At 61.8% G+C, this 12,969-nt stretch carries 9 protein-coding genes and 1 pseudogene; 8 read left to right on the plus strand and 2 right to left on the minus strand.

Translation table 11 applies throughout. From position 1 onward, the window contains the following. Positions 1–56: 56 nt before the first annotated feature. The 8 genes and pseudogenes from RYL44_RS06320 to RYL44_RS06350 all read left to right on the plus strand — a co-directional run bounded on the left by RYL44_RS06320 (position 57) and on the right by RYL44_RS06350 (position 9,357). On the plus strand, positions 57–1,430 hold the full coding sequence (locus tag RYL44_RS06320; protein WP_314975430.1) for an MATE family efflux transporter: 1,374 nt from the start codon (positions 57–59) through the stop codon (positions 1,428–1,430). Positions 1,431–1,752: 322 nt separating this feature from the next. Beyond that, positions 1,753–2,043, plus strand: a complete 291-nt coding sequence (rpsF, locus tag RYL44_RS06325) for a 30S ribosomal protein S6 (RefSeq protein ID WP_009058013.1) — start codon at positions 1,753–1,755, stop codon at positions 2,041–2,043. Positions 2,044–2,078: 35 nt separating this feature from the next. Then, complete coding sequence (locus tag RYL44_RS06330) at positions 2,079–2,663, plus strand: single-stranded DNA-binding protein (RefSeq protein ID WP_314975431.1); 585 nt, start codon at positions 2,079–2,081, stop codon at positions 2,661–2,663. Positions 2,664–2,757: 94 nt separating this feature from the next. After that, on the plus strand, positions 2,758–3,000 hold the full coding sequence (gene rpsR, locus RYL44_RS06335) for a 30S ribosomal protein S18 (RefSeq protein ID WP_007589142.1): 243 nt from the start codon (positions 2,758–2,760) through the stop codon (positions 2,998–3,000). Between the two features lie 21 nt (positions 3,001–3,021). Next, complete coding sequence (gene rplI, locus RYL44_RS06340; RefSeq protein ID WP_073983773.1) at positions 3,022–3,480, plus strand: 50S ribosomal protein L9; 459 nt, start codon at positions 3,022–3,024, stop codon at positions 3,478–3,480. 820 nt (positions 3,481–4,300) lie between these two features. Then, positions 4,301–5,212: a hypothetical protein gene (locus RYL44_RS06345; RefSeq protein ID WP_314975432.1), complete on the plus strand. Its 912-nt coding sequence runs from the start codon at positions 4,301–4,303 to the stop codon at positions 5,210–5,212. Next, positions 5,209–5,535, plus strand: a pseudogene (locus RYL44_RS10220) (hypothetical protein); the annotation flags it as partial. The gene RYL44_RS06345 and the pseudogene RYL44_RS10220, both read left to right, overlap by 4 nt. Positions 5,536–5,694: 159 nt before the next feature. Next, positions 5,695–9,357, plus strand: a complete 3,663-nt coding sequence (locus tag RYL44_RS06350; RefSeq protein WP_314975433.1) for an NACHT and WD40 repeat domain-containing protein — start codon at positions 5,695–5,697, stop codon at positions 9,355–9,357. Positions 9,358–9,546: 189 nt separating this feature from the next. On the opposite strand, the gene RYL44_RS06355 is transcribed toward RYL44_RS06350, so the two are convergent. Together RYL44_RS06355 and RYL44_RS06360 are read right to left on the minus strand one after the other, a co-directional pair. Beyond that, positions 9,547–11,922 carry a transglycosylase domain-containing protein gene (locus RYL44_RS06355; RefSeq protein ID WP_314975434.1) on the minus strand — a complete coding sequence of 792 codons (2,376 nt, stop codon included), beginning with the start codon at positions 11,920–11,922 and terminating at the stop codon, positions 9,547–9,549. Between the two features lie 143 nt (positions 11,923–12,065). Further along, a partial coding sequence (locus RYL44_RS06360) for an NADP(+)-dependent, decarboxylating phosphogluconate dehydrogenase (RefSeq protein WP_462675791.1) occupies positions 12,066–12,969 on the minus strand: 904 nt, incomplete at its 5' end.

A 12,969-nucleotide genomic window follows, 5' to 3' on the forward strand; every position in this document is an offset into this window, starting at 1 on the left:
GTGCACCGCTTTCCACAGGCCTGTGCACATGTTGTGGACAAACAGAGGAGCGTGTTATGAGCAGCAATCGCGAGTGGGTCGAGCAGACCTCGCCATCCTCCGATGAGGGAACCAAGGCCTCGTCAATGCCGACGATCACGACGAAGAGAATCCTCTCCCTGGCCCTACCGTCCTTGGGTGCGCTCATCGCTGAACCGCTGTTCACCGTCATCGACTCCACGATGGTCGGACACCTGGGCACCCCGCAGCTGGCAGGCCTGGGTGTCGCCGCGACCGTCCTAAACACGGCGGTTGGTTTGTTCATCTTCCTGGCCTACTCGACTACCTCGCTGGCGGGACGCCACCTCGGGGCAGGCCGACGCGACCTCGCGCTGCGTTCCGGGGTCGAGGCCATGTGGCTCGCTGGCGGGTTCGGCGTCGTCGCCGCGGTCCTCCTGGCCCTCTTCGCTTCTCCCCTGCTCTCCTGGCTGGGGGCCGACGCCACCACCTTGCCACACTCCCTGGCATACCTGCGCGCCTCCGCGCCCGGCCTGGTCGGCATGTTCGTGGTCCTGGCAGCCACCGGCACGCTGCGCGGACTCCAAGACACGCGCACCCCGCTGGTCGCCGCGTCCGCGGGCGCCGCCTTCAACGCAGTAGCCAACTGGACGCTCATGTATCCGCTCGGACTCGGGGTCGCCGGCTCTGGCTTAGGCACCGCTATCACGCAGACGCTGATGGCTGTCTTCCTCGCGTGGATCATCGTGCGCGCCGCCCGAAGCCAGGGGGTGAGCCTGCGTCCCTCCACCTCCGGTCTCGTTGGCGCTGCAGTCGAAGGCACTCCCCTCCTCGTGCGTACCCTCGCCCTGCGCGTCGCACTCCTCGCAACCCTGAGCGCCGTCACCGCGATCTCCACCCAGGCCCTCGCCGCCCACCAGATCGTGTGGACCCTGTGGAGCTTCGCCGCCTACGTCCTCGACGCCCTCGCGATCGCCGCTCAAGCCCTCGCCGGGTTCGCGTCGGGCACCGGCCAGCGCGGCGCGATCCAGCCCATCCTACGCACCCTGTCGCGGTGGGGCGTGAGCTTCGGCGTCGCCGTCGGCGTCGTCCTGGCCTTCGCCGCACCGTGGATCACGCTCATCTTTACGACCGACCAAACCGTCATTGACTATGCGACCGTCGCCATCATTGTCAGCGCTGTTTTCCAGCCCGTCGCCGGCTACGTCTTTCTCCTGGACGGGATCCTCATCGGGGCCGGCCGCGGACGTTACCTCGCTGGCGTGTCCGTCCTCAACCTTGTTGTCTACGCGCCCCTCCTGTGGCTGATCGCCCACTCCGCCACGCTCGCGTCCACCCCATCCCTGGCCCTCGCCCTCGTGTGGCTCGCCTACTCGGCCGTCTACACGGGTATGCGGGCACTCACAAACGGGTACGGGGCTCGCTCACTCTAACGCCACTCACGAGGCCGAGGGAAAGTCCTCGCCCCCACGCCAGTTTTCGCGTTACCGGCCCGCGTGCGCGTGGCCAGCCCAGGCCTCGTCCCCAAACGACGCTGCACCAGCGTCAGAGTTGCCGCGTTACCGGCCCAGGCCTCGTCCCCGCGTACCCCACCGTGACCGGAAATTCCCTGGCGGACACGCCCCCACCCGTGTAAACTGGGCAGCTGGATTGTCCGCACCCGTGGGCGGTCCAGCAGGCCCCCAAGGCCTTACGCAACGCCCTCCTGTCACGGACCGTCCGTGACCGCAAAGACCATAGGAGGTGGGAACCAACGTGCGTAACTACGAACTGATGGTGATCCTCGATCCTTCGATCGACGAGCGCACCGTCGCCCCCACGATGGAGAAGTACCTGGCGCCCGTGGCTGCCAACGGCGGCTCCGTCGAGAACGTTGACATCTGGGGCAAGCGCCGCCTTGCCTACGACATCCTCAAGCGTTCTGAGGGCATCTACGTCGTCATCGACATGACCACGACCCCCGAGGTCGCTCTCGAGATCAACCGCCGCATGGGCATCGACGAGACCATTCTCCGTACGAAGCTCCTGCGCCCCGACGCTCACTGAGCCGACACCACACCCTCTAAGCCCGAGGAGCCGACATGGCCGGAGATACCGTCATCACTGTCATCGGTAACCTGACCGCTGACCCCGAACTGCGTTGGACGCAGTCCGGTGCCGCGGTCGCCGATTTCACGGTGGCCTCCACCCCCCGAACCTACGACCGTAACGCCGGTGAGTGGCGCGACGGCGACACCCTCTTCATGCGCTGCTCCGTGTGGCGCGAGACCGCTGAGAACGTCGCCGAGTCGCTGCGTAAGGGCATGCGCGTCATCGTTCAGGGTCGCCTCACCCAGCGCTCGTACGACACCCAGCAGGGTGAACGTCGCACGGTCGTTGAGCTGCAGGTCGACGAGGTCGGCCCCTCCCTGCGTCGCGCACGCGCGCAGGTCACCCGCACCACCCCCAGCGGTGGTGGCGGCTACCAGTCCGACAACCGCGGCCAGCAGCAGGGCGGCTACCAGCAGGCAGCCCCCCAGGGCGGTGGTTACGGCGGCGGCCAGCAGGGTGGATATGGCCAGGGTGGCGCCAACTACGGCGCACCGACCGGCGGCTCTGCGGAGGATCCGTGGCGCTCCGCCCCTTCCGGCGGCTCCACGTCCTTCGGTGATGAGCCCCCGTTCTAAAGTCGCGCGCCCCGGCTCCCGCGCCGGATTGCGCCACGTCGAAGACACCACGCTTGGGGCGGGAGTGCCCGCCCGGATTTACTAGGAGACCATCATGGCGAAGCCTCAACTTCGCAACAAGCCCATCAAGAAGAAGGCCAACCCGCTGAAGTCGGCCAAGATCGACAAGATCGACTACAAGGACACCGCTCTGCTGCGTAAGTTCATTTCGGACCGCGGCAAGATTCGCGCTCGCCGCGTGACCGGTGTTTCCACGCAGGAGCAGCGCAAGATCGCTCGCGCCGTGAAGAACGCGCGTGAGATGGCTCTGCTGCCCTACTCCACGACCGGCCGCTGATAAGGGAAGGACACAGCTGATATGGCTACCACGAAACTGATCCTCACCCACGACGTTCCGAAGCTCGGCCAGGCCGGCGACGTCGTCGAGGTCAAGGCTGGCTATGCCCGCAATTACCTGGTCCCCCGCGGCTACGCCGCGAAGTGGACCGCTGGCGCCCAGAAGCAGATCGACCAGATCGCCGCTGCTCGCCGTCGTCACGAGATCGCAACAATCGACGATGCCCGCGTCGTGCGTGACACGCTGCAGGGCGGCGTTGTTGAGATCTTCGGCAAGGTGGGCACATCCGGTCGTCTCTTCGGCGCTATTTCCGCTGCCGCGATCGCTGACGCGGTCAAGGAGCAGCTGGGTCAGACCATCGATCGTCGTCGCGTCATCATCGCTTCGCCCATCAAGGCTGCTGGCGACTACACGGTGACCGTCGGCCTGCACCCCGAGGTGTCCGCGAACCTGCGTGTCCGCGTGATCGCCACGAAGTGAAGGCTTCACTCATCGGTTGAATGACTGAAGGGGTGGCTCCCGCTCATGCGAGCGGGGGCCACCTTTTTGCATTGCGCGCGAGCGTAGACGGTGAACCCCGTGGTTGTGCGTTGCGGGACTGCACGTGTTGCTGGGTTAGTTCCAGATGCCTTTGCCGTTTCCTCAGTGAAGAAGCCGCCGTCTCGGGCTTGACATGCTGAGCAAACGGCACGCAACTCCCCCGCGTATGCTCGGGGGCCTCCCACTCGCACGTTGATCCGGTCGGTCGCGCGTGGGCATGGCCGCCCACGCGCACATTAAGGGGTTCCCATGCGCATCAAGGGGTTACGTGTCTAATAGCCGATTCGGATGCGCCGAGCACGCCGCCAGCAGACGCGGCAGACGCTGCAGACGCTATTTTGCCCAAAGTGCAGACCACTTCTCCTAAACAGCCCGTTTTTGGCACTTTTTGTCGAGGTGGTCTGCGATTTGGGCGCCAGATCTCCTCGATCAATGATGTTCCCGCACCAGCAAGGCGAAAACTCGCCCCGCGAGCAACATGCAGTTTCCTACGATTTCGATAGTGATCTCACTAATTAACTTTTAAACAACCAATCAAGCCGTGCGATTTGCAATCAGGACAGCATCATGCCATTATTGGCTTAGATGTTCTACCAAGGGAGGTATGAAGCACCCACGATCGACCGGGTGTCAAGAAACACCACACTCCGCCGACACTGTCGAGAGATACGTCGTCCAATCAAAAGGCCGCGTGCCGACACCATCAAATTCATGACGGCCCCGTCAGCCGTTTCACGTACAGCATTGAAGGGACAGGCACATGTGCGACATCCAATACAAGGGTCAGTTGTCCAAAGAGCAGGTGCGCGAACTCGTCAAGAAGTACCCGCTCGAAGATCCGGCGACGCACAAAGACCTCCAGCACCTCGCAGACGCACTAGATCGGAATGGCACGTGCCCTCTAGCACGAGCCATCAACGCACTCACGGACAAGGCCTCCGACGGCAAGCTCTACAAACCTGGTCGCAATGATTTGATGCGCTTGTACGACGAACTCGCACTCCATAAGCACCTCCGACTCAAGGTCGACGACACAACGAAACTCATCTACTTCATCTGCCCCCCTCAAGGACGCGAGCAACCTCTCACGGCCGCCAAGCACGTCCACAGTGACAACACTCACCTCGACCGTTTCTGCACTGCGATGCGAACGCACCCTCGCACCAACTCTCTGCCACACGCGGAAAACACGTCCACTACGATCCTCGTCGCCTACGCCGACGAGGATCTGGAACTCGTTGACGACTTCATGACCAGACTGACTGTTAACCTTGCCATCTTCAAGGACTACGACATCCAGTGGCGCCGCCTGTCAGACATCGTCACCGCCTTCGCACTCGACGCGCAAGTAGTCGATAAGCACGCAGCTGCAGACTACATCATGGAACTCATCACACCCAATTACCTGAGTTCCCCGTTGCGCAGAATCCACGACATCGCGTCCTTCCGCGGCGAACCTCTGATCGAGACGCTACCCATCCTGTTGGAGGACACCCCCCTCGACGAGCTTGCTGAACACCTGAAAGCCGACTTATCGGTGATGTACTGCGGAAATCTTTCAAATCCAAGCTCCTATGCGGATCAAACGACCACACGTCAACGTATTCATTTCATCAACGGCTTTATCGATCGATTCAAACGCACCATCACGCAGCGGGAGGAAGAACAATGACACAACCCTCATCAAACGCCACGGGGCGCCCACTCCCAGCCGACGTCGTCCGCAGGATCCTCGAGAGCCTCGACGACCTAACGCAAGGCAATGCGAGGACTGCACGCAGAATCTGTGCTCTCCTCGGAGAGGATGGTAAAACAACCATCGGGCAGGTTGAAGCGATCATCCCCGCCAAAGATCCACGCGACTACATGCGCAAGTTTAAAACCCGCTTCAATCAGGACGCGGACGGCGTACTCACGGTTGTATTCGATGGCAGGAGGGGACCGGATGTCTACTTCACGGGCATCGCACCTCAAATGGAGGAAATTGCTGAGTTCTCAGAGCGCCAAACCGACCGTTATCCTTCTCCCCCCACAACCATAAACACACACGTTCATGAGTATTGCTGCGGGCATACGAGCGACGAAGCGGATGACAAGTGTCCGCTCGAGACGTTGTGTGCTCTTGTCCCGCAGCACTCAGCAACATCAGACACGATGGCCCACGCCTTATTCAGAAAGGCCGAACTCACACTCGAAGGAACCATCCCCATCGCGCTACACGCCGACGAGGGAGCGCCCGTCGCGAAGGACGCACGCCCACGAGCAAGCGCTTCAACAGCTGTTCCCGATACGGCGAACGTCGTCGAGCGCCTCGTCGCATGGGCTCGCGGAGAAACCACAGGCGCATCTCAGCTGTGTGCGCTGCTGGGAGATGTCGGAGCAGGGAAGACGACCACATCCATCCTGCTTACCCGAAAGCTATTGGAGCTGCGCCACGCTGGTGAGGACGTGCCACTGCCCATCTTCTTCGACCTTCGTAATCTCTCCATGAGCAATGCGCTCAGTGATGGGATAGACGTCAGCCTGCAGACAATTCTCGCCCGTCTCCTCGCATCGTCCACCGAGTCTGCTATCTCAGTCGAGCAATTTAAGGACGCCGTCCGCACCGAACGAACCCTGATTATCATCGATTCCCTCGACGAGGTTCTCGTCCACCTCGAACCGGGAGATGGGCACCGCCTCATTCGCTCGCTCCTGGACATCCTCACCCTCACAGCACACGGTGACGATCGTGGGAATCCGCGCACACGCCTCCTCCTGGCATGTAGGACACAATACTTCCGATCTGTGGAAGAAAAGTTCTCATTCTTTGACACTCAGCGACGCCACCGCGTGCGCGGAAGCGCCTACACGGTCTTCACCCTCCTGCCCTTCGACGAAAAGCAGATCCGTGATTACCTCCACGCCAACCTGAAGGACGAGAACACCGACCAGCTACTGCTAACGATCCGCTCGGTTCACAATCTGCGCGAATTAGCTTCCCAACCGGTCCTCCTGGACATGATCCGAGAGACTCTCCCAACCACCAACAAAGCGTTGACGGAGGGCAGGACTGTCCGTTCAGTCGACCTCTACGAAAGTTTCGTCAGTCAGTGGCTAAGAAGAGATGACGGGAAGCACAACATCATCGCCGACCACAAGCTCCTGCTCATGACCCACTTAGCGTGGGAGGTCTGGCGTTTAGGATCGAGGACGTGGTCCGCGTCCTGGATGGAGGAGTGGATGCTGGAGTTCATTGACTCCCACGAGAAGATGAAGAGGCACTACACTGCCTGGGAACCCGATCTATGGAAACAGGATCTGCGTACAGCCACCTTCCTCACGCTCCGCAACAACACCTTCTCATTCGCCCATTCCTCCCTGTTGGAGTACTTCTTGGCCGTTCGGCTCTCCGATTCCCTCCTCGCGGACTCGCCGGAAGACGCGTTGGCAGCATGGGACATCACCCGACCTTCCAGCGAGTCCTTTGGATTCTTCACGGGACTCGTAGCCAGATTCGACGACACCACACGCAGCCAGGCGATCACTCGGCTCGAACGGGTTGGACGTTATGGGAATACAAACGCTCGCAGGAACGTCTTTTCTTACGTCCTGCAAGCGATGGAGCAAGCCGTACCACACCCGCTCCCGAGCACACTAGACCTGTCGGATACGGACCTGCGCGGGTGGACTATCGGATCGAAACGCTTCCATCTGGACCTCAGCGGAGTACCGTTGCGAGGTGCCAGGCTCGATGACGCGCGCATCGACCACGTCCGGCTGGACCGTGCCGATGTCAGCGGTGCTTCGATGCGGCGTACGCTCTATGAGCACTGCACGCTGACACACACCAACTTCACCGACACTGACCTCTCCGGGACCGTCTTTCGCCACTGCGACTTGGAGGAAGCAAACCTGGCGGACGCATGTCGGCACCGCACTCAACTGCTGCACGCATTCCCCGCAGACCTTCGGCTCACCGACGTTCTCACGGCACCTGCGTCACAACACGGACTGTCCGATGAGCACTCCGAGATACACGTTTTCGGAGGGCACTCCGACACCATCACCGCGATGGAATGGGCTCCAGAGGCCGACTTTATCCTGACAGGCTCCGACGATGGAAACGCGTGCATCTGGGATGCTACAACGGGCGAAAACATCCTCGCACTCCACCACGATAAGGCCGTCAACGCGGTGGCCTGGTCACCCGACGGCAAGCGTATTCTGACGGGTTCGAGCGATTCCACGGCGTATGTCTGGGACGCGACCTCGGGCGAGAAAATTCGGGTTCTTACCCATACGAAAGCGGTCAACGCGGTGGTCTGGTCACCCGACGGCGAGTACATCCTGACAGGCTCCGACGATGGAAACGCGCGCGTCTGGGATGCTACAACGGGCGAAAACATCCTCGCACTCCACCACGATAAGGCCGTCAACGCGGTGGCCTGGTCACCCGACGGCGAGTACATCCTGACGGGTTCGGAGGACTCCAAGGCAACCGTCTGGGACGCGGAGAGCGGAGGCCACCTACACACGCTTAACCACGGCGAACGGATTCTCTCCGTGTCCTGGCTGGACAAAGGCCGCACGATCCGAACGGGATCGGCTGACGGAACAATTCGCCTCTGGAATGCCGAAACCGGTGACAACGTCGGTACAGACAACCATACACGATCAATCGCCGCTATGGCCTGGTCACCCGACGGCAAGCACATCCTGACGGCCTCTCGCAATGGCATCGTCGACATCTGGGATGGCGCAACCGGGTGGCATACCCGTTCGCTCACCTACAGCGGATGGGTGACGACCGTTGCCTGGTCATCCGACGGGCAGTATATCCTCACCGGATCGCGCAACCACACCGTGCGTGTGTGGGATGCCACCACCGGCGATAGAATGCTCACGCTCAGCCACAGTGGCTGGATCACCTCGGTGGCTTGGTCATCCGACGGGCGGCATATCCTCACGGGATCAGACGATCGTAAAGCGCACGCGTGGGATGCCACCACCGGGCACAGCACGTTGACTCTCACCCACGGCGCATCGATCAACGCTGTGGCATGGTCCCCTGACCATACACGCATCCTCACGGGTTCTTCCGACCATAGCGCTCTCGTCTGGGACGTTACCACCGGCAGGGCAAGCCTTCGGCTCACCCACAGTGACTGGGTAACCTCTGTCGCGTGGTCGAAGGACGGTACGCGCATTCTCACGGGATCAGCAGACCGAACCGCCTGCATATGGGATGCCGCTACCGGCGAAATGATACGCATGCTCCACCACGATGGCTGGGTGCGCGCCGTCGCATGGTCACACAACAGCGACCGCATCCTGACCGGATCCGACGACAACACCGCCCGCGTGTGGAACGCCGCCACCGGCGAAATGATACGCATGCTCCACCACGATGGCTGGGTGCGCGCCGTCGCATGGTCACACAACAGCGACCGCATCCTGACCGGATCCGACGACAACACCGCCCGCGTGTGGAACGCCGCCACCGGCGAAGAAATACACAAACTCCACCACGGCGACTGGGTGCGCGCCGTCGCATGGTCTCCCGACGATGACCATATCCTAACGGGTTCACCGGATGGAACGGCTCGAATCTGGGATGCCACCACCCTCGGTCCGGTCCGCTTCGTCATCGCCACCCTGCCCGAAGGGGAGTGCGCCGTCCTGACAACCGACCAGACGCAGATAATCGGCGCTAGCGCAGGAGCGTGGCGGTGGCTCGGGCGCTACGCTGTCCACGAGAACGGCGTACGCGAGCGCATCCCCGTCGAAGTCAACGGACAACTCCCCCCACTTGGCATTGGATCGGGGACCGAATAGATAACGCAGGTTGGCGGTACCCCGACCCCATGCCAACAGCACCTGCACCTTTGCATACGAAAGGAAACGGTCTCGACAAGTCTCCACAAAGACCGGTGCTTGACAGTCATTTCAGCAGCGCACACATCCCCGACACACTGCGGGCCCCGAGGATGCTCCTCGGGGCCCGCGCCTGGGCAGTTCTAGGCGCTAATTTCTTCGTCCGCCGCCGTTGTTCCCGCCGTTGTTGCCGTTGTTTCCACCGTTGTTGCCGTTGTTCCCGCCGTTGTTGCCGTTGTTTCCGCCGTTGTTGCCGTTGTTTCCGCCGTTGTTGCCGTTGTTCCCGCCGTTGTTGCCGTTGTTCCCGCCGTTGTTGCCGTTGTTTCCACCGTTGTTGTCATGTTCGTCGGATTCACGGGTCGGCTCGGAACTCGGGGTAACCTCCGGTGTCGGAGCAACGTCGGGGGAAGACTGCGGAGCATCGTTCGTCGCGGACGGCGCGGGTACCGGCGCATTGTTCTGGACCTTACGGCTCGACTCGACCTTCCAGGGGAAGTCGCTGCCAGGCAGGTTCGCGGTCGCCGGCTTCATGTAATCAATCCACACGTCAACCGGCCAGTCGCCGCCGTGGAACTGATCCAAGCCGCCCACGTCGTCAAGGGGAACCGAATTACCATTCTCGTCAGACTGATACATGGTCACGCCCGTCACCATGCCGGGTACGAAGCCGATGAACTGGGCGGACAACTGATCCGAGGAAGTACCGGTCTTGCCGGCCGTCGTCAGGCGCGGGATCGCGCCATCAACGTTGTTAGCGGTACCCTCGCCGCTCGTGACGGCCTCGAGAGCCGGCATAATGGAAGAGACCTCCTCAACGTCAAACACGCGCGTGGGTTCGACGTCACCGGAATATAACAGCTTGTTGTTCGAATCCTCAACCTTCTTGACGATGTGCGCAGTGACGCGCTGGCCACCGTTCGCGATCGTCGAGTAGGCGGTCGTCAGGTCAATGTTATGAGGTGAGGAGGGACCCAGGACGTTCAAAAGCTCATCGTTTAAGCCAACGGTGTCCTCTGGGATGCCCGCATCGATAGCGGCCTGGAGGGTGTTCTCCGGCTCCACGTCGTCATTCAAACCAACGAAAACCGTGTTCATTGAATAAGCAGTCGCCTTCACGAGGGTCACATTGCCGAAGGAGTAGCCGCCATCGTTCGAAACGGGGGTACCCATGCCTCGGAAATACTGGGGCGACTTACCCGAGTACGTGTCGTAGACCGTACCGCCCAGGCGCGCGTTCGCCAGCAAAGCGAAAGGCTTGAAAGAGGAACCCGCCATCGCGATGTCCTGCGTGACCGCATTCTGCTGGCGCTGCTCGTAGTCGGCACCCGCGTACTCGGCGAGGATCTCACCCGTCTCGGGATCCATCGACGACAGGGCGACATGCTGGAAGGTCGGATCCCAACCGTCGACATCATTCATGCCTTCGGCTGCCGTGACGGCCTGGTCCTGATGCTCCTTAACGATCGTCGAAGTGATGCGCAGGCCACCCTGACCGATCTTGTCCTCGTCGAACTGACCCGAAGCAAGCAGCTCCTGCTTAACCTGGGCCATCAGATAGCCAGTCGTGCCCGTCATCGATGCGCTATTGAGCGTGTCGGGATCGATCGTCTCTGGGAAAACGGCGGCATCACGTTCAGCGGGGGTGAGCCAGCCGTCCTCAACCATGAGATTCAGGTCGCGTTCCCAGCGTTCCTTCGCCTTGTCCGGGTTGACGGCAGGATCCCACGCGGAGGGCGCGGGAATGACGGCGGCCAGCAGCGCAGACTCGGACAGTGTCAGCTGGTCGGCACCGTGGCCGAAGTAGGCCTGGGCGGCCGCGTCGATTCCGTAGGCGCCACGACCGAAGTAGATCGTGTTCATGTAGGCGCCGATGACCTCGTCCTTGGACTTCTCACGGTTGATCTTGATCGCGAGGACAGCTTCTTTGAGTTTGCCCGTGTAAGACGTGGTCTCACCCATGTAGTAGCGTTCAACGTACTGCTGGGTGAGGGTCGAACCGCCCTGTCGTGCGCCTCCCCGCAGGTTGTTGATGAGCGCGCGGAAAATACCCTTCAGGTCGACGCCGTTGTTCGTGTAGAACGTGCGGTCTTCGGAGGCCACGATCGTCTTGGGGACATAGTCGGGCAGGGTCGTCGTGTCGATGATCTGCCGGTTGATGTCACCGAGGGTACCCATCTCGGTCGTACCGTCCGAGTAGTACACGGTGGTTTTCTGCGCGAGCGCCAGGTCATCCGGCGCGGGAATGGCCAGCGTGTTGTACAGGTACAGGAACGCGGCCATGCCAGCAATAAAGATCCCCAGGAAGACGGTCAGGATTCCGAGTCCGATGCGCTTGGCCCAGCGGAAACGCTTCTTCGCGGGGCGCTTCTTGTCACCCGACGAGGCCTGGGCGTCCTTCTTCGAAGAACGGGAAGCATGCGCGGAATGAACCAAGCGTCGAGAGGGAAGAGAGTCCCTTTCGGACGTGCCTTTCTTGCCCGACCCGACGATGTCATTCCAGCTGGATTTTCCGTTGCTAGTCGCCACGTGTTCGCCCTTTCAGCGGATAGTTGTACCTCTAGGTTAACCATGTTTCCTGAAAGTTCCCCAAACTATGGGCACAAACACAGGGGGTTAGCGCGCCGCGCGGCGCGCTAACCCCCTGCCAGTGGTCCTTCAGTGAGGTCGTATTAGGACCACTGCTCTTCGGGACGCCCGGGGGCGGCCCAGAGAGTATGGAAAACGCCTTCTTTATCTACCCGGCGATAAGTATGCGACCCGAAGAAGTCGCGCTGGCCCTGAATGAGGGCGGCAGGAAGGCGCGTCGCGCGAACCTGATCAAAGTAGGCCAGCGACGAAGCGAACACGGGAATCGGAACGCCGGCGAGGGCTGCCTTGGCCACGACGCGACGCAATGCGGGCGTGCACTCCTGGAAGCGGGTCGCGAACGGCTCAGCCGCCAGCAGGAGAGGCAGATCGGGGTCGGCCTCGTACGCACGCGTAATGTCGTCGAGGAACGCCGCGCGGATGATGCAACCCGCGCGCCAAATGCGAGCCAAAGCACCCTTATCGATACCCCACTCGTATTCCTTTGCGCCGGCCTCGATCTCGTCGAAGCCCTGCGAATAGGCGACGATCTTGGAGGCGAACAGCGCTTGGCGAACGTCCTCGATGAACGCGGCCCGGGCCTCGTCCGACTCGATGACGAGAGCGGAGGCGTTGCCCGCGAGCGCCTGGCCGGCCGCGCGCTGGGCGGGCTCGGAGGACGCGCCGCGCGCGAAGGTCGCCTCACCGATCGCGGTGACGGGGACGGCCAGGTCGAGGGCGGTCTGCACCGTCCACTTGCCGGTGCCCTTCTGGGAGGCGGCGTCCACGATGAGGTCGACGAGGGGCGTGCCGGTTTCGGCGTCCACCTGACGCAGGACCTCGACGGTGATCTCCATGAGGTAGGAGTTGAGCTCGCCCTCATTCCAGGCGGCGAAAATGTCAGCGATCTCGGCGGGGGTGGCGCCCAGGCCCTCGCGCAGGAGGGTGTAGGCCTCGGCAATGACCTGCATGTCCGCGTACTCGATGCCGTTGTGCACCATCTTCACG

Source organism: Actinomyces bouchesdurhonensis (genome assembly GCF_963540955.1).
Lineage (GTDB): Bacteria > Actinomycetota > Actinomycetes > Actinomycetales > Actinomycetaceae > Pauljensenia > Pauljensenia bouchesdurhonensis.

Coding starts and splice junctions, on each gene's coding strand:
- RYL44_RS06320 (WP_314975430.1), top strand. CDS start 57: ATGAGCAGCAATCGCGAGTGGGTCGAGCAGACCTCGCCATCCTCCGAT.
- rpsR (WP_007589142.1), top strand. CDS start 2,758: ATGGCGAAGCCTCAACTTCGCAACAAGCCCATCAAGAAGAAGGCCAAC.
- rplI (WP_073983773.1), top strand. CDS start 3,022: ATGGCTACCACGAAACTGATCCTCACCCACGACGTTCCGAAGCTCGGC.
- RYL44_RS06350 (WP_314975433.1), top strand. CDS start 5,695: ATGGCCCACGCCTTATTCAGAAAGGCCGAACTCACACTCGAAGGAACC.
- RYL44_RS06345 (WP_314975432.1), top strand. CDS start 4,301: ATGTGCGACATCCAATACAAGGGTCAGTTGTCCAAAGAGCAGGTGCGC.
- RYL44_RS06330 (WP_314975431.1), top strand. CDS start 2,079: ATGGCCGGAGATACCGTCATCACTGTCATCGGTAACCTGACCGCTGAC.